A 16,461-nucleotide genomic window follows, 5' to 3' on the forward strand; every position below is an offset into this window, starting at 1 on the left:
AGTCTAACTGAATTTATGGCAAAGGAAAAATAGCAGTAAACACTTACCCCATTATTTAATAATCTTAGAGACGGGAATTCCCATATCCAAAGGCGGATCTGAGTTAGCCTATCTTTCCCTTAACGGTAAAAAGCTCATTTATATAGTATTACTCATCAATATCCTTCAAAACATCATCTAAAAGAACTCTTACAATATCAGCCTTTGTCCTACCCGTCTTAGCTGCTAATATCGACAATTTACGGTGCATAGAATCAGGCAAGTCTACTGTAAATCGTTTCGTCGCTTCTCTTTGTTCAATCGGTTGTAATTTATCCATAATTGAGGGCTTCTTTTCTTCAATAGTTACAGGTTGCTGACTTTCAACAGATTTAATGCGTGCAGTTTCTTCTATAGGTTCGGTTTTGGGTAATGAGCTTTCCGATGTCCCATTCTCCCCATAGACAAACTCCTTCGCTAAGGCATCATTTAATGGTTTACGTTTATTTACACCCATGACATCACCTCCTTAAATAATTTGTCATATTCATTAGCCGAGTCATTGGCCGGTTTCCCTGAAAAGTCCCAAACCGTTGCTGACTGTCCTGATGTATCTGCGATCGCTTGTTTTTGATGGATGACTGTCTTCAATAATTTGGCTTCTTTAATTTGGGACAATAACGCGATCGCCTCATCTTTAAGTTTTGTCCCCTTGACGGCCCGACTCAGGAAGATACAAACATTAGGTAAACCACCGCGCACTGATTGGGCCTGTTTAACTAACCGCATGGCATCAGAGGCCGAACGAAGATCCACCCCCGTCGGTTGTACCGGAATAACAGCCAAATCTGAACGAAAAAGGATGGCCCTGGTTGCTTCTGATAAACTGGCCGGCCCATCAACAATCACATAATCATAATCAGTCGCTAAAGTCGGAATTTGTTCAAGTAGATCATCAGGAGTTTGAATCACTTTACAAGGAATAGTGACCCCTTCCATCCCCTCAACCCATTGGGATGATGACCGTTGACTATCAGCATCCACTAATAAGACCGTTTTCTTCTGTTTCACCACCAACCAATAAGCCAGATGTACCGAAGTCGTTGACTTTGATACCCCTCCCTTCTGATTGACTAAACTAATGATTGCCATACTGACTTACTGAATTACTTACTTGATTACTGCGTTACTCACTTACTGCATTTAGACTTAAACCCAGTAGCGATAAGTTCCCTAACCGTCTATCATTATTTAAACACTTAAATGCTGCATTGCTGCAATCTGTAAGTAAATGACCTCTAGATATCCCAAGAACTGGAAAACTATAGCGCACACCATCAAAGAAGCTGCGGGGTGGCGTTGTGCTAAGTGTGGGACTCAGTGTATTAAACCAGGGGAGAATGTCTCAAAGCTGAGCATTTCAGAAAGAAGCGCAAGAACTTTACAGGTGCATCATTGTGACTTCACGCCTGAGAATAATGAATCCTCTAACCTAATTCCCCTCTGTTCCCCCTGTCATCTCAGTTATCATCAGGGGAAGCGGGGTAATGTCAGTCCTGGTCAATTGTCGTTGTTTTCTTAGTATTGAGTTGAAAGGTTTTTAGTTATGAAGTTAACTATTAAAAATTGTTTCTTAACAGTAGTTCTTTTTTTTGTCCTATCTTTAACAAGTTGTGGACAATTACGAAACAACTTGACAAAAGTCGGTAGTGACGTTGTAACTGATAATTTTAGTGTCCAATTTTATAGTGGAGGAAAATTGATTAGAGAATATCAAATTTACAATGGTTTTGTGAGTGAAGAAGTAGAAAGTGATGGTTGGTTTTTTCGATGTCGTGGGGAATTAGTGAGATTAAGTGGGAATGTTATTATTGAACCATTATCCTTTTCTCAAGGTAAGGGCAACTCAATTAGTTGTAAAAATTAATTCTGGGTTGTTCTCTGAAAACATGGCTTTGACCCCTTCTTTTTGGGAATACTAAGGCAAAGACTCAGGGAGAATAAAAACATGAATAATAAGGTTTATGTCAGACTGCCACTGAAACCTTCTTAGGTGTCGCTGCGGCCCTAATATTCATCGTCTTAATCTAGAATCGGAACCACTTGTAATTAGTCGAACTATGCCAATTGAACGCCACCGTCGTAAGCTTAAGACAGGGGAAGAACGCATCTACACCTATCAAGTTAACCCTGATGGCAGTAGAAGGGCTTTGTCTATCCGTTCTAGTTCCGGTTCTGATTCAATTATCTGCTATAGAAGCAAAGAAAAAAAAAGAATTGCCGCAGCCTTACTGGCCAACTCATCATTACTCGTCATTGGGGAACCTGGCAGTGGCAAAAGTTTTCTCGCGCAACTGCTTACCCAAGAAATAAGAGATCAGGGATTTTTAGTATCAGCCCCCGGCAGTGGCACAGCGAAACAAACATTTATTGCGATCGCAGAAGACTTAAACATTGATACCGAAACCTTGGAGGGTAAGGCCATGACTACCCAACAATTACAGGAGGCGATCGCCCTATTCCTTGTCAATAATACAGCCTTCTTGATTCTTGATGATGCTCACCGTTTTCCTGTATCTATCAGATGTTGGTTAGAGAAATTGCATGAAAGTGAGCAACCGATGTTGTTACTGGCCACCTATCCCCCTGCAAGAGACATTTTTATCAAACTTCCCAGGATTGAACTTGAACCCTTGCCGAATCACGCTATTAGGGAAATTATGGAAGATGAGGCGATTAACTTGGGCATTGAGCTTAAACCAGGGCAAATGGCAGACTTACAGCAGAGAACTGGTGGTAATCCTATGTTAGCGAGGAGGGTGGTGAGAGAGGAATATTTAGGGTTAGAAGGCCATGCTTTAGATCATACTCAATGGATTGATGGGACACCGTTTCTGATTGCTGCATTGATGTGTTTTATGATTATGCGATTCTTGGGTTTAGGTTTCAATAATACAAGTCTTTATCTTTTAGGTGGAATTATGACCGTTGCAGTGGGAATAATAAGAATAATGATTTATTCCTTACCCCGACAAGGCGGAAGATTAGGACAATAATAGTTAATAATTGATAGTGAATAGTTGATAGTTAATAATCCTAAGACCCCTAAATCAAGAAAAACAATCATTGTCTAATCTTCAGAATATAGTTTAGAACCTTGGGGACGAAATTGCTCAATTAACTGTTTAAACTTCTCAAATTTTTCTTGTCTTTCTTCCACTTGTTCCTCAGTTATCTGTAAAGTTTTTTGTCGTCTTTCTTCTAATTTGAGTATCATGTAAATTATAATTTAAAATATCAATCATCAATTATCTAGTCAACTAATGTTAGTTTATCTAAATATTAGGGAATCCTAAGATTATACAGTTACCAGTTACCAGTTTGAATTATCAGTTATTTCAACTACGAACTATCAACTACGAACTATCAACTACGAACTATCAACTATCAACTATCAACTATTTATGATGACTCCCACCCATATTGCTTTTAGTGTTAGTTTAACCAGCATTGTCCTGGGAACTGCTAACTTAGAACTATTGGGAGTAGCTGCTTTAGCTTCATTATTACCTGACATTGACACCAGTAAATCTTTTATTGGTCGTCTCTTATTCCCTATCAGCAGTTGGTTAGAAGCTAACACAGTTCATAGGGGAATAACTCATAGTTTCTTTGCCACTGGTGTATTAACTTTGGTCAGTTATCCTCTTGTCCTTTATGGTTATCCCCAAGTATGGCATGGTTTAATTTTAGGTTATTTCTTTGGTTGGTTTGGTGATGTTTTTACCAAGTCAGGAGTAGAAGCTTTTTATCCCAGTCATGGCCGCTTAATCATTCCCAGAAATCCTCGCTTAAGACTGGCAACCCGCAGTAATGGGGAATGGTTTTTATTGATGGTTTTAGTTGCTATTGCCATCATCAGCATCAATATTAACAGTGCGGGAGGCATCATCAGAAGCTTTAATCAAGCGTTAGGAATACCATCAGGGGCAATAGAAACCGTAAAAGCTGAATCTTCCCTTTATTTACTCAATGTTAACGTAAAAGGTCGTAATACCTTAACAGAACAACCCATTAATCAATCTTATGAAGTCATAGAACCTCTCACGGCTTCAGACTTATTGGTTAAAGATGACCAGGGAATGACTTACAGTATTGGCAATAGTCAAAGTAGTCAAATTCAAGCGAATCAGATAAAAGTAGAGAGAATATCAGCAATTAAGACTGAAATCATCAACCTAACTTTTGATGAAGAAGAAATCTATCCTATTTTAGCCCAATTACCCAGTGAAAGAACCTATCTTACTGGTACTTTAACCATTCATGATGCCGAAGATTTGATGATTCCTAGTCACGTTGAAACCTTTGACACCATTACCTTACAACCTGGAGATGTGGCTTATGCGCGGTTAACCTCTGCGAGTCCTATTGAAGTGATGAGATTATTAGGAGATTATTATGTGTCAGGAAGTTTAATAGTGAGGATAATTAATGTTAATTAAACAGTCATTAATGAAAAATATTGGTGCTTAGTATATGGCTGCATGGTACTACACTGCCCGTAAGAAATTTGCTCCCTCAACAACCAGTGACTGGCAATCCTACCTCAATTTTTCTGGATTTCACCATATCTCAGAACTGGTGTCAGCAGATAGTATCCTATGTCCCAATCTTGTAACTGAGATAATTGATTCCGACTGGAATCACAACGTCCATGAAGACTTATATATCGACTGTTTTCTTGATTTTGACTATCTAAAAAAACGTATCAACTTCGATCCAATATGGCACAATCTCCTCGCAATTTGGGAACGTCCAACCTCAATCGAGATACCACTCGTCGGATTTGAACAATGCGGATTTGATCTTCTCGACTCATACAATTCTATCAGTGTATTGACCAATTGTGGTCAGTTTCCCCAATTATTCAAGCCCGATTCTGTCAATCGCTATGGTTTGTTTGACGATCTCAGCCTTGCGTGTCAGAGCGCAGAGCAATTAAGAAATACCTATCCAGAAGACCCTCACTGTCAAGATTGTCGTGTATGGCAAATAACCCGTTACGTTAACAGCAAATAACCTTTTTCAAGCTAATATTTATCTGCTTTTTGAGTAAGTTTAGATTTAATCTCCGTCAGGGAAAACTATAAGGATAATTTAGTAAAGAGTTTCACATTTGTTAAATTAAATAATAACTTTCTTTGCGTTCATTAGGAAAATTAAGGGTAATTGAGTTAAACTATCAAATAGGTATTTTTATCATTGAAACTTCAGCTTAAAGGAGTCAAAAAAATGAATATTGAACAAGCTGTTATACAGAACTTAAGGAAACTTCCCTTAGAGAAACAACAAGAAGTCTTAAACTTTAGTGAATCTCTAACGAAAACTCATTCTCTCCCTTCTCCTGACCCTAACCTTACCCCCAAAGAAAGAGCCGAAAAATGGCGTAAATTTGTTGATAGTCACTCATCAGATAATCCCCCTTTACCTGAAGAAGCTTTACACCGTGATACCATGTATGAAGACTAATAATTGTCTGGGATTAATTAAAGTTAAACACTTAAAAGTTTAAATAATTCTGAGATAAACTTATGCAAATTATCATTGAAGTTCCTGATGACATCAAAACTAGAATGGAAGAAAAATGGGGAAATCTTTCTCAAAAAATGATGACTAATTTAGCTTTAGAAGCTTATCAAAATCAACTAATTAGTACCGCCGAATTGGGAGAAATGTTAAATATGCCCTCTCGTTTAGAAACCCATGCGTTTCTCAAACAAGCAGGAATTAATCTTAATTATGATGAAGATGAATTAGAAAAAGATTTAATTACACTTCAAGAATTAAGACAAAAATGATTATAATTTCTGATACCTCCCCGCTTTGTTATTTAATCTTGATTGACTGTATTGAAGTGTTACCCGTCTTATATAAAAAAGTAATTATTCCCCAAGCTGTCTATCAAGAACTACAAGCAGAAGCCACACCCGAATTGGTGAAGAAATGGATACAAAATGCTCCTGACTGGTTAACTATTAGAAATATCACTAATTCCTCTGATCTCCCAAATTATTAGAAACTATCTTATCTAAATTTAACAACTACTAACCATCAACTATCAACTATTAATCATGTTTAACTTCAAATCTAAAGACAAACCGCTACCCTCAGCCGTTTTAACTGTAGAGAATTCCCAACTATTAGAAAATAACAAACCCTTAACTAATGGCATTTTGTTGGGAAAAAATTGTTATTGGAACCCCGCATCCTTACCCAATGGTCATATTGTTGCCATTGGTGCATCAGGTAGTGGGAAAACCCAAACCTTGAAAGCTATTGCCTACTCATTAAGACAAACTTATCCTGACACACAACTATTTATCATTGACTTTCATGGCGATCAACAAATTGAAGGGGAAACCGTCTATCCTTTACACATGGCCAGTCCTCATGGAATTAACCCTTTAACGATTAATTTAGACCCAGAAGGAGGTGGACCCAATTTACAAGCGATCGCCGTAACAGCTACCCTTAAAAAATCCCTCAGATTTGGCCCCAACCAAGAAGGATTAATGTTAGAAATCCTCAGTAAATGTTATGAAGATAAAAGCATTTTTCAAAGTGACTTTAATAGTTGGACAAATACACCGCCTAATTTTGCTAACCTTAAAGAAGAAATAGAAACCAGAATAGAAGACGGTTGTAAAGAATCTCAGAAACTCTTATTGAAATTGGCTGCTACTTTTCAATACGGAGTCTTTAGTCGAGAACAACCATTATTTAAAGAGAAACATATTAGAGTTGACTTATCAAAACTTCCCCCCGAAATAGGGGCCATTGCTGCTGAATCTTTAGCCTGGCAACTAATGAATATTCACCGTTTAATGGGAGAAACAGGAGATAAATTACCCAAGACTTATATCTTTATTGATGAAGCTAAAGAACTCAAAAAGTCATCAGCTTGCGACAGAATAATAGCAGACGGTCGAAAGTATGGCCTAGGGCTGGTTTTAGCCTCTCAGTCAGAACGTCACCTCTCACCGGATGTCATTGGTAATAGTTCAACAAAAATCGTTTTACCCGTTGACCAAACTGAAGTTAAAAAAGTAGCCAGTAAATTTAGATTAGCCGAGAAAAAAGTCGCAGCATTAACTCAGTTAACTGCTTTATGTCGCTTTGGAACTCATGCTGAATATGTTGAGATTGTGCCTTATTATCAAAGAATTAATTAGCATAAAAAAATAGAAAAAATTATTAAGAGAGGTGTAAAGTTTCAACCATGAAAATTCGTTGTCTTGCTAAAACTGGTCTATCCCTTCCTGAAACTTACCTCAAACCTGAATTTTCTTACACCAAAGAGCTTGAATTTCCCTTAACAGTTGGACAAGAATATATCGTTTATGCCTTAAAAGAATGGCAGGGGAATATTTGGTACTATATTTGTGATGATAACTATACTTATTATCCTAGGCAGCATCCCGCCCCTTTATTTGAAGTGATTGATAATCACCTATCATCTTATTGGCGGTTTAAATGTTATCCTAATGGCTTAATTAGAATTGCCTTTGAGGAGTGGTTAACAGAGCCTTATTTTTATGACAAACTGACAGACCAAGAAGATGCTGAAGTTTTAATCTTTGAGACTATTAAACAGCTTATCGATAATGAAAAATATCCGCATCAACCATTCTTTGATAACCGAGATAAAATTGAACATTTAATTAACAATCCTCTAAAAGTAGAACAGGTTATTTAAAGAGAGGAAATTTATCATCAGCACTGAAGTAATTAACGAAGTCTCAACGCTTGCAAAAACTAGAAATCATTAATCCTTTCTTCGCCACAACCTAAGAATCAATATTTATGTTGATAATCTGTTATTTTTCTTTCAGGTTTGGGAATACTAAGAAAATAGTCAATGATTAACCTTTATGTTATGGTTAGTTCTATTAGTTCTAATGTCCTAGTTGCTAATTTTAAATATCCCCATATAAAAGGGAAACCCCACTGGCAGCGAACCATTGCCGTGTACACGGCTTTGGATAATGCCCCTGGTAATTATTCCTATTCCCAGTTAATGAAATGGGTGAAACAACAGACAGGGAAAGGATGCTCACGAAAGTTAATCAGCAAGTGGAAAGCCGAAAAATTAGGCTTCGACGTGAGCGCGGTAGTTGAGCTTGTCGAAACTCAGCCGAACGTTATCAGTGAGCAGTCACCAATCACCAATTATCAGATATTAGCTAACAATCATCAATCACCAGTTAACAATCATCAGTCACCAGTTAACAATTCTCAATCACCAGCTAACAATTATCAGTCATCAATTCTCAGTCAAAGTGAAAAGTCACAAATTAATTATCAGCAGAAGTCATCAATTATCAACGAAATACCAGTTGTTAACGAGCAAATCAATGATAAAGAAAAATCGTTAGTAGGTGCGGAATGCCTTGCACCGCTATTTGAACAATTCCCAGTTAGCCATGAAGAAATCATCAATCATAATTCAATCAATAATCAAGTCTCTATTATACCTCAATGGTTAAAAAAAGTCGGTCAGATTATTAGTTTGACCACTGTTTTATTAACCGCTAATTTTACCTTAACTCCTCAAGATATCAGTCTTAAATTAGCTGTTGCTGAACCTCCTAAAACCTCAATAATTCAACCTGAACATAAACTTTACCCTGAGCCGAGTCGAAGGGCTAAATCTGTTGAACCTAACCGCATTAAAATTAACTTAACCATTACTGATCCATCAGACTTAAAAGTTAAACCAGGGGATGAAGTTGTTAAAGGTCAAGTTATTAGCGATCGCACAACAGAAAGACAGCGATTACTCAATCAACGAAAACAATTAGAATTATCCCTTAAAAAGCTTACCATTGCTATTCCTAATATTCAAGCTCCTAATTCCATTGCTAAACTTCCTAATTTACCTCCTATTTCCTATCAACAAGAACAGGCAACTATTCAGCTTAAAGAACAACAATTAAAGGAAGCTGGTCAAGCTGTCAGTAACCAACAACAAAAAATAGAAAGCATTCGTCAATTATCTAACCGTCAAGTTACTCAGTCACCCATTACTAATAATCAACTATTCGTTAACAATCAATCCCTGAGAGTTCCCAATAATCAACCATCAGTTAACCGTCAAACTTTAACTGTTCCTAGTAATCAACAATCAGTTACTCAACAACCGCTAATTACCAATGAGCAACTATCAGTTACTAATCAAAAGGTTGATGTTACAGCAAAGAACATGAATACTAATAAACAATTAAATCCTAATCAGAAGTTTATCATTAACATTCCTAAGAATAATCCTGATGCTCCTATTAGCATTAAACCAATTCAAGAAACCGTAACTCCCAACCCTCAACCGACTAATATTAACCCTAAAGTACAAGCTATTATTGAACATGAAACGGCTATACTTAACCAACTAAAAGGCAATGAGGAGAAAGCAAGGCAGGAGTTAAACATCGCCAAAAGTCAGTTACAGACAGCCAAAGAGCAAAGACTGTACGCTGAACATCAATTATATCTTGAGAATAATAGACGGGCGATCGCCTTACAACAACAAAGCTTAGAATTAGAACGACAACGCACCATTAGAGCCGGACAATTACAAGAACAAGAATACAGCAAAACCCAAATTGAAGCCAAACTTATCGAAATTGACAATGCTATTAATCAATTATCAACCGTTAAAATTCCTTACAATGGAACCGTTAGAAAAGTTAAATGGGATGGGCAAACTGACCACACTCTTAATGTTACCGTTACTCTCGATGTTGCTGAACCCTCAGTTAGTCAAGAGTCAAACAATTGATGGAATAGCTAATACTTCGGCAAGCTCTGTTACTAGACAACAGGTTCACACTGAGCCTAGTCGAAGTGCAACAGTTAATAGTCAAGCAACAGTTAATTTACCCTGCTTGAATAGTACCCCCGAATGTGTTGATAAACTGACAGCATTAGCGGTTAAGCATTCCTTGGAAATAGAGGCACTTAACGGACAGATTGGGATGTTAGATAATAGGGATCAATTGTTAAGCGATCGCCTTGATTATACTCGTTCTAATCAATGGGTTAATCTCCTAGAAAATCCCATGACAAACCCTGTTGGTTTCATACAAAACCTCTTTGGTGGTGGTAATTATCAACGCTCAGAAATCGCCATTACAGACTTAGAAATTAAGAAGTCACAACTAGAAGCTTATGGGGCAGACTTGACGAGAAGGAAGGCAGAAGTTGAAGGCAATTTAAAACAGGAAATCTTAACTTTAGTGTTGAGTTATGAACGAGAAGCAAGACAGCAGCAGTTATTATTAACTCAAGTAGAAAATCAGAGTATATTGAGTAATGTGGTTGAGATTGATTATCGGTATGGAGGCAGTTCTACTGAATCTTATTTAGCTAGTATTGAGAAACAAGAAAAGTTACAATCAATGTTGGATCAGTCAGCAATTAATCAGCAGGAATCAGTTAGGAAACTTGGGGCTTTAGTTTTTAGTTGGGAAAGTAAACTAACTAATTAATTACCATAAGTCTTGACGAAACAAAAGACATTCTCCTCCCATTCCTAAGACACCCTCTACACCCCAACCACTCCCAAAGCAGACAGGAAGATGTCCTTTAGTCGTAGTATTTTGAAGGATTTTATTAGAGAAAAGTTCTGAATAAAATAACCATCTTCCTCCTTGACACCAACCAACTTGCTCGCAAAAACTTTCCCATACTTTTTCTTCATAATGTCTAGTTCCTCCTAATGAACGATAGATTTCTGCTTGAACACTAAAACCATATTTTCCTTGACTATAATGTACCCATAACTGATCAATTGTTATTAAATCTTCCTTTGGGAAATTACCAATATCTTATTCTGTTAAATAGTCCTCTACTACTCTATTAGCCACTTTTAACATCACTTGATAATTTTCTTGATCCGCTTCGTACCACTTTTTGTCTGCTAAATAATTACCAAGTCTTCTATAGTCAATATTTTTGTCTCTGTTGAGTTTTTCAATATTCATTCATTTCCCCTTGTTTCTAATATAGTAATTCTTTTCTCTAACTCCGCTATCCTCTGACTTAACGGCACACTATCAACACAACCCAAATACTCCGCTATGGCACTACAGACAACCTCAGTTTTATTGGTTCCAGTTTTCTGAATATAACTATTAAGTTCATGCAAAAGAGAATCAGGAATTCTAACCCCAATTTGTGACTTACTCATCAACCCTAACCCAACACTTATTTAATAATACTAACATACGTTTAACAGTTGTCAATCACTCTATAAGCCAATTAGAGAGATTATTAAGAAGTATTAAGAACTTGTTATTAATCTAGTGTTAACTTGTCCATAATAGGATAAACCTCCCCACAAAAAGAGCCATGTTACAAGCTTCTGATGTTCCCAAGGCCATCGGTACAAAAAGGACACATTTTTACGAAGTTAAAAAGCAACTCACCAACTTAGGATATAACGTAGAACCTGAAAAGAGAGGGCGAGTCAGTTGGTACAGTGATGAACAAGTCCAGTTGATGAAGGATTTACAAGTCCATTACGCCACCACTGGGGCTTATGAGGGGTTCCCATTCCCTAATGGTCATCAGACAAACAACGATGGTTTATCTCATCAATCCGAAGAAACGAGCAACGGTAATGGATTGGTTCATACTAATTCTGAACATATCCCGATTGAATCCACAACCCATGAAGAAATCTATATTGATAGCAACCCCTTGGAAGACATCAGAGAGAAGAATTTAAACTTAGTTGATACCGCAGCGCAGCACATCGCCGCAGAAACCCTCACCACTTTAAATTATCTCACCGCAGATTACCTTAAACATCGTGACTTCTCCATCACTGGACTAACAGAACAAGTGAACCAGTCAGAACAAGTTAGACAGCAATCTCTTACTAATTTAATGGGTTCACCGGAGGCCACAGCAAAAAAGATGTTAGCCAGAGTACGACAACGGCGCAATCAATAGCCGCTACCCTTCACCGTGTTGCTCAACAAGAGCGTCATAACCTGCTTAAACTGTTCTTGGCCCTTCAAGTATCAGGAGTGATTATGGGGGGTGGATTATCTGCGATCGCAAAGCTTGATCCCTTAATTGGCCTTGGTTTTGGGATGGGTATTGGTAGTGTTAATTTTGGCGTGTCGGTCACGGTGTCGTCAAAATCTTAGACCGATTTCTTCCCATCAATGAGAGAAATTTGATTGCTGCATAGAAGTGTGTCATTATGCAATTGAACACGATTCCAGCGTTTCGGAGTACAAAATTAGGAATGCCGATGATTGAACCATCGCAGTTTATTCCTTCTAATTTACAAGCGTATCGAAGTCGCAAAAGAACCTCACAGAAATCAACCTTACATTTTTTTATTGATGATTATCGGTTTGAAAGTTTATGGAAATTCCCTTATCGTCACTTATCTTATTTGAAACGATTTGAAGGAGTAATCAGCCCTGATTTTAGTCTTTATCTTGATTATCCCACTCCCGTTAAAATGTTTAATATTTATAGAAATAGGTGGTTAACTGCTCTTTGGCAATCAATGGAGATTAATGTTATTCCTTGTGTCAGTTGGGCAGAACAAGATAGTTTTGAATATTGTTTTGATGGTTTACCGTTAAATTCAAATTTAGCTCTTGCTACTATGGGAATCCGTAAAAGTGATGATAGTCAACAGTTTTTTATTCAAGGCGTTGAGGAGTTAATTAAGCGATTATCTCCTAATAAAATTATAGTTTATGGACAAAGATTAGAACAAGAATTAACAGCGATTTCTGATAAATTTATTTTTTACCCTCATTACAAGGAGAAGTTAAGACATGGGCGGTAGAGGCGCATCTAGTAAAAATAGTGGTGGTGCTGGTAGCGGCGGCGGTAGTAGTGGTGGTGGTAGTGGTGCTGGCGGTAGTAGCGGCGGTGCTGGCGGTAATAGTGGCGGTAGTAGTGGCGGTAATAGTGGTGGTGGTGGGGAAATTGATAACACTCAATTACCAATATTTGAGCTAGAAGGTAAGGGGCAAAATAAAGATGAAGATGAACGGACTGATCATGAGCGTTAAAACTTTTATTACATCAACTTTTTTCTCGAATATTACTGCTTGGGCAATTAGTGTTAGTAACCCCAGTAGAAGATTAAAGACAGGAAGTGCATAGGAACTTCTACAAAGTTTATTGTTCCCAAGCACTCAAAAATTCTACTTTATTTTCCATTTCTTCGGCTGAGAGGGTAGCGATTATCCTTAAAATACGACGCATTTGTTCTCCAATTGAATAGCTTTGAACTCCTAAAATAATTCCAGCATGGTATTGTTTATTTTCGAGCAAATAAGTATGAATTCTATAAAAATCTCTCACATTAAAACTATAAATAATGCGCTGATTATTTAATGCCCATTGTATTTGTTCTTCATCGCTTCTCGATAACATTTTAGCTTCCCCTGTAGAGACAACATCAATGTTACGAAGTCGCAAAGCCATTAGAAGATCGCTATCTTGGGTATCTTCATCTAAATAAAGACGAATTTTTGTCATTGTTAAAGTTTGTTTTGCTGATAATGTTGTTTGGCGAGTTCTTCATAAGCGGTTTGTTCTTCTGCTATGTCTTTATCTATTTCCTCTCGATTAGCATGATAATAGGTTAAGGCCGCATAAATTTGAGTGATGGTCAGGTGAGCTAATTTTCTAGATATTTCTTCAGCGTTATTGCCTTGATTATATAAACCAGCAATTCTCCGAACCGATGTTCGAGTTCCTGTAATGACTGGACGATTATTATTCGGCTCAATTGTGATAAATTTGCCAATGTCGCTAAGAGTTGCCAATAGTTTTCTCCCAAATATGATAGGGTTTATATTATTAATATGATGCCGTCATTACTATTTTAATCTATTTCTGTTTGATGAGACAATCTTATTGATTATTGATTTCTATCAAGAGAAGGTTAACTTAGGGGAAAAAGTCTTAAAGTTACTCCTTGATTATGAAGGGGCAACCAGACAAGTTGAATTAGTAGAGAGTCAGGTTAAAACTTTTGAGGTATCTCGTGAATTTTAGAATTCGGTATAAGTTTGGAGAAGGAACAACGGAACAATTGTTAAGCTTTGAGGAGAGAGGGAATAGGTTAAATGAGCAGTTGGTAACAGTCAGAACGAAACAAGATGAATCTGTTAGGGAGTTGGGGCAGTTGATAGGATTAGAGTAGAGGAGAAAAATTAACAAATTCGTTATCTTAGTCGGGATTGCCAGCGATCTGCCTGAAGAGTTCTTTCCCTCTAGCACGAACTTTCTCAACTACATTTTCAGGTGTTAATCCATTCAATTTAGAATTTGGGAAAACAATGTAAATCACATCTTTGGAAATCCCACTATTGGTAATACTGATTACCTGCTGAACACTTAAGTTAGTGGTATTGATAGGTTCTCGTCCTAGCAAAGATTGTTTGAGCGCAATTGACCCTTCACCGATCTTATTTTTTGGTCCCACATCAGCAAAAATGGCATACTCAATTCGATCTTTGTAGATAACAGCAACGATATCTCCCAGTTGAATGCCCATCCTGTGATAAAAACGATCCTGAAGCCTTGGATTATTCCCCGGTAAGGCAATGTATGGTACAACTTCCGCATTTACATTCTTAGCTTGTCCAGATATGCCTGAATATTTAAGGCTAGTTTCAGTATTGCCACATCCTTCACATGGATCAATCTGTCTTGCTCGAGGAGAGCCATCAGCATCAGTATCCATATCAGCATCGATGTAAATTTGTCCTCCGGGCAAACGCAGAATTTGCTTCAGTCCAGGGTTGAGTTTTGGTGGGAATGATTCTTGGATTGGCGTAGCTTGAGCAACAGGAATTGTACCGAGTCGTATTTCGGAAAGAGAAGGTGGTTTGTAGTTATGAATGCTTCGTGCCTCTGCATTTTGCCACCAAGGAATCATATATCGCATGGAAGCACGAACAAAACATTGTTGATTATTATGGTGGACCATCACCCACAAACCATTATTGTTAGACCCCACATTAAGAACATAAGGATCGTTAGAGTCCATAGCATTTTTCTGTGCTCTGTTGTCAACAATGGTATTTGCCGGAATGACCGTCACGATTGGAGATGATATACCAACGCCGTTGCGACAATTTAAAGATGTGGAGGTTTTGAATTGAGGCGCGTTGGCAATCTCCCAAACGGAGATATCATTTGGTGTAGATTTAAACTGCATTTCTTCAAAAGTCATTTCTTTCTCAGCCAATACCAACGAGCTAAACAAGAGGCTGGGCATGGCTATCAATCCCCAGAGAAATAGACGTTTTATCATAATAATGATCTCCTTAGTAACATCGCAATATCTTCTGAAATCAAAACGTTAACACTAAGGACGGAGGGTATTTTTGATTACGACAAACCAAGGTCTAAAATCCGAATGCGAATCGGTCTTTTGAATATAACCCTTGGAATTAAGAAGAACGATTGTTTTGGAAACAGTATCTCCAACATTACCTCCTATCACCTCTATATTCTTGTTATCATTTTTGGCAACCACGATATCACAGTGAGATGTGAAATCACCTTCTTGTAAAATCTTGTCATAGACTAAATCCTTGGAACTGCCTCTTGGCGCACATATCAAATCTCCGATTTCAGGTTCTTTTTGATCGATTGGATATCCTCGAAAGGGATAATTTTGTGTGTCTCTGTTCTTGACAGAATCAACAATATAAGTTGCGTGACGACCACTATACTTAAATTGATTTCCTGCACCTGATTTCTGCATTATGTAAGAAATAAAAGCTGCTGACCAAGGATATTCATTCCATTTGCCTATTTGTCCTTTTCCCTGCGGGGTTGGTGGGATATTAAGTTTGCAACTATCACCACTTGGCGGCTTGTTATCCCCTGATTGATTTACTGGAACTACTGCCCAATATCTATTAATTGTCTGACACTTCCTATATTCCAACGGCTCTCTCTCAAGTAGTGCAACGTCTGCCTGAGATCTAACAACTGGTCGATTTGGAGCATTAAAACTTATCCACTCTTGTATGGCGTTTTCGGCTACTTTCTGCTGGAAAGTATTATTTGATGGTTGGGCGGTATTGACGTGAGGGTAAAGAATTATTGAACCTAAACCAAGAATTAAAGTAGCCGCACTAAAAAGCTTAAAAAAGCTGGTCATGACTTCCTCCATAATAGATAATCAGACTCCGCACTTCCCAGAGGTCTTTGTAACCAGAAAGTGAACGGCACAGGGGCAACCCAATAGGAAACGCCCTAAGTTACTTTCTCTTATATGGTACATCGCGGTCAGCCTTTAAGGTGATTTCTGAGAGAGAAGATCCCAAAAAGGTTAAAATAGAAAAAGTGTGATATTCAGGAAATTTGCTGTCCGTGTCGGAAAAGAACTCTTTAACTGCCTCTCAAATTGAAGATTTGCGTTTTGCG

27 protein-coding genes are annotated in these 16,461 nt (G+C 37.7%); 17 read left to right on the forward strand and 10 right to left on the reverse strand.

Annotated elements, in window-relative coordinates; genetic code table 11:
• Positions 1-148: 148 nt before the first annotated feature.
• Both VB715_RS18775 and VB715_RS18780 read right to left on the reverse strand, forming a co-directional pair.
• Positions 149-496, reverse strand: coding sequence for a hypothetical protein (locus VB715_RS18775; RefSeq protein ID WP_323302753.1), 348 nt, complete (start codon positions 494-496; stop codon positions 149-151).
• Positions 487-1,131 (reverse strand): AAA family ATPase, encoded by a 645-nt coding sequence (locus tag VB715_RS18780; protein ID WP_323302754.1) that lies wholly within the window; start codon positions 1,129-1,131, stop codon positions 487-489. The genes VB715_RS18775 and VB715_RS18780 overlap by 10 nt, the downstream gene beginning before the upstream one ends.
• Before the next feature lie 139 nt (positions 1,132-1,270).
• Here VB715_RS18780 and VB715_RS18785 point away from each other — a divergent pair, with 139 nt between their 5' ends.
• The 3 genes from VB715_RS18785 to VB715_RS18795 all read left to right on the forward strand — a co-directional run bounded on the left by VB715_RS18785 (position 1,271) and on the right by VB715_RS18795 (position 3,035).
• Positions 1,271-1,561, forward strand: coding sequence for an HNH endonuclease (locus tag VB715_RS18785; RefSeq protein WP_323302755.1), 291 nt, complete (start codon positions 1,271-1,273; stop codon positions 1,559-1,561).
• A 24-nt stretch (positions 1,562-1,585) separates the two neighbouring features.
• A complete protein-coding gene (locus VB715_RS18790; protein ID WP_323302756.1) occupies positions 1,586-1,906 on the forward strand; it encodes a hypothetical protein in 321 nt (106 codons plus the stop codon).
• A gap of 193 nt (positions 1,907-2,099) precedes the next feature.
• Positions 2,100-3,035, forward strand: a complete 936-nt coding sequence (locus tag VB715_RS18795) for an ATP-binding protein (protein WP_323302757.1) — start codon at positions 2,100-2,102, stop codon at positions 3,033-3,035.
• Positions 3,036-3,109: 74 nt separating this feature from the next.
• On the opposite strand, the gene VB715_RS18800 is transcribed toward VB715_RS18795, so the two are convergent.
• Complete coding sequence (locus VB715_RS18800) at positions 3,110-3,256, reverse strand: hypothetical protein (protein ID WP_323302758.1); 147 nt, start codon at positions 3,254-3,256, stop codon at positions 3,110-3,112.
• Between the two features lie 187 nt (positions 3,257-3,443).
• Here VB715_RS18800 and VB715_RS18805 point away from each other — a divergent pair, with 187 nt between their 5' ends.
• The 9 genes from VB715_RS18805 to VB715_RS18845 all read left to right on the forward strand — a co-directional run bounded on the left by VB715_RS18805 (position 3,444) and on the right by VB715_RS18845 (position 10,523).
• Entirely contained in the window at positions 3,444-4,481 is a 1,038-nt protein-coding gene (locus VB715_RS18805) for a metal-dependent hydrolase (protein ID WP_323302759.1), read from the forward strand.
• A gap of 34 nt (positions 4,482-4,515) precedes the next feature.
• A complete protein-coding gene (locus tag VB715_RS18810; RefSeq protein ID WP_323302760.1) occupies positions 4,516-5,058 on the forward strand; it encodes a hypothetical protein in 543 nt (180 codons plus the stop codon).
• A 213-nt stretch (positions 5,059-5,271) separates the two neighbouring features.
• Positions 5,272-5,508, forward strand: a complete 237-nt coding sequence (locus VB715_RS18815) for a hypothetical protein (RefSeq protein ID WP_323302761.1) — start codon at positions 5,272-5,274, stop codon at positions 5,506-5,508.
• Positions 5,509-5,570: 62 nt separating this feature from the next.
• Complete coding sequence (locus VB715_RS18820; RefSeq protein ID WP_323302762.1) at positions 5,571-5,837, forward strand: UPF0175 family protein; 267 nt, start codon at positions 5,571-5,573, stop codon at positions 5,835-5,837.
• Positions 5,834-6,055 carry a hypothetical protein gene (locus VB715_RS18825; protein WP_323302763.1) on the forward strand — a complete coding sequence of 74 codons (222 nt, stop codon included), beginning with the start codon at positions 5,834-5,836 and terminating at the stop codon, positions 6,053-6,055. The genes VB715_RS18820 and VB715_RS18825 overlap by 4 nt, the downstream gene beginning before the upstream one ends.
• A 55-nt stretch (positions 6,056-6,110) precedes the next feature.
• Positions 6,111-7,211 (forward strand): ATP-binding protein, encoded by a 1,101-nt coding sequence (locus VB715_RS18830; RefSeq protein WP_323302764.1) that lies wholly within the window; start codon positions 6,111-6,113, stop codon positions 7,209-7,211.
• A gap of 47 nt (positions 7,212-7,258) precedes the next feature.
• Positions 7,259-7,735: a hypothetical protein gene (locus VB715_RS18835; RefSeq protein ID WP_323302765.1), complete on the forward strand. Its 477-nt coding sequence runs from the start codon at positions 7,259-7,261 to the stop codon at positions 7,733-7,735.
• A gap of 162 nt (positions 7,736-7,897) precedes the next feature.
• Complete coding sequence (locus VB715_RS18840) at positions 7,898-9,814, forward strand: hypothetical protein (protein WP_323302766.1); 1,917 nt, start codon at positions 7,898-7,900, stop codon at positions 9,812-9,814.
• The gene (locus VB715_RS18845) at positions 9,732-10,523 is read left to right on the forward strand and encodes a hypothetical protein (RefSeq protein WP_323302767.1); all 792 of its coding nucleotides are present in this window, start codon (positions 9,732-9,734) and stop codon (positions 10,521-10,523) included. Before VB715_RS18840 ends, VB715_RS18845 begins: the two co-directional genes overlap by 83 nt.
• On the opposite strand, the gene VB715_RS18850 is transcribed toward VB715_RS18845, so the two are convergent.
• From VB715_RS18850 to VB715_RS18855, 3 genes are read right to left on the reverse strand one after another with little or no spacing between them, the layout of a single operon-like run.
• Positions 10,524-10,859 (reverse strand): GUN4 domain-containing protein, encoded by a 336-nt coding sequence (locus tag VB715_RS18850; protein ID WP_416336958.1) that lies wholly within the window; start codon positions 10,857-10,859, stop codon positions 10,524-10,526.
• A gap of 3 nt (positions 10,860-10,862) precedes the next feature.
• Complete coding sequence (locus VB715_RS21985; protein WP_416336957.1) at positions 10,863-11,018, reverse strand: hypothetical protein; 156 nt, start codon at positions 11,016-11,018, stop codon at positions 10,863-10,865.
• Complete coding sequence (locus VB715_RS18855) at positions 11,015-11,224, reverse strand: DNA-binding domain-containing protein (protein ID WP_323302768.1); 210 nt, start codon at positions 11,222-11,224, stop codon at positions 11,015-11,017. Before VB715_RS18855 ends, VB715_RS21985 begins: the two co-directional genes overlap by 4 nt.
• A 161-nt stretch (positions 11,225-11,385) precedes the next feature.
• Here VB715_RS18855 and VB715_RS18860 point away from each other — a divergent pair, with 161 nt between their 5' ends.
• The 4 genes from VB715_RS18860 to VB715_RS18875 are packed head-to-tail and all read left to right on the forward strand — an operon-like array spanning position 11,386 to position 13,079.
• The gene (locus VB715_RS18860; protein WP_323302769.1) at positions 11,386-11,991 is read left to right on the forward strand and encodes a hypothetical protein; all 606 of its coding nucleotides are present in this window, start codon (positions 11,386-11,388) and stop codon (positions 11,989-11,991) included.
• A 56-nt stretch (positions 11,992-12,047) separates the two neighbouring features.
• On the forward strand, positions 12,048-12,191 hold the full coding sequence (locus VB715_RS18865; RefSeq protein WP_323302770.1) for a hypothetical protein: 144 nt from the start codon (positions 12,048-12,050) through the stop codon (positions 12,189-12,191).
• A 56-nt stretch (positions 12,192-12,247) separates the two neighbouring features.
• Positions 12,248-12,850 carry a DUF4417 domain-containing protein gene (locus VB715_RS18870; protein WP_323302771.1) on the forward strand — a complete coding sequence of 201 codons (603 nt, stop codon included), beginning with the start codon at positions 12,248-12,250 and terminating at the stop codon, positions 12,848-12,850.
• Complete coding sequence (locus VB715_RS18875) at positions 12,840-13,079, forward strand: hypothetical protein (protein ID WP_323302772.1); 240 nt, start codon at positions 12,840-12,842, stop codon at positions 13,077-13,079. The genes VB715_RS18870 and VB715_RS18875 overlap by 11 nt, the downstream gene beginning before the upstream one ends.
• Positions 13,080-13,188: 109 nt before the next feature.
• Here VB715_RS18875 and VB715_RS18880 read toward each other — a convergent pair whose 3' ends face one another.
• Both VB715_RS18880 and VB715_RS18885 read right to left on the reverse strand, forming a co-directional pair.
• Positions 13,189-13,551 carry a DUF5615 family PIN-like protein gene (locus VB715_RS18880; RefSeq protein WP_323302773.1) on the reverse strand — a complete coding sequence of 121 codons (363 nt, stop codon included), beginning with the start codon at positions 13,549-13,551 and terminating at the stop codon, positions 13,189-13,191.
• 2 nt (positions 13,552-13,553) lie between these two features.
• Positions 13,554-13,841: a DUF433 domain-containing protein gene (locus VB715_RS18885; protein ID WP_323302774.1), complete on the reverse strand. Its 288-nt coding sequence runs from the start codon at positions 13,839-13,841 to the stop codon at positions 13,554-13,556.
• Between the two features lie 91 nt (positions 13,842-13,932).
• On the opposite strand from VB715_RS18885, the gene VB715_RS18890 reads away from it, so the two are divergent.
• Positions 13,933-14,073 (forward strand): hypothetical protein, encoded by a 141-nt coding sequence (locus VB715_RS18890; protein WP_323302775.1) that lies wholly within the window; start codon positions 13,933-13,935, stop codon positions 14,071-14,073.
• Between the two features lie 175 nt (positions 14,074-14,248).
• Here the strand turns inward: VB715_RS18890 and VB715_RS18895 are convergent, their stop codons facing one another.
• Positions 14,249-15,337, reverse strand: a complete 1,089-nt coding sequence (locus VB715_RS18895) for a glycoside hydrolase family 75 protein (protein WP_323302776.1) — start codon at positions 15,335-15,337, stop codon at positions 14,249-14,251.
• Positions 15,338-15,391: 54 nt separating this feature from the next.
• Complete coding sequence (locus tag VB715_RS18900; RefSeq protein ID WP_323302777.1) at positions 15,392-16,195, reverse strand: DUF2272 domain-containing protein; 804 nt, start codon at positions 16,193-16,195, stop codon at positions 15,392-15,394.
• Positions 16,196-16,461: the final 266 nt, after the last annotated feature.

The organism is Crocosphaera sp. UHCC 0190, assembly GCF_034932065.1.
Lineage (GTDB): Bacteria > Cyanobacteriota > Cyanobacteriia > Cyanobacteriales > Microcystaceae > UHCC-0190.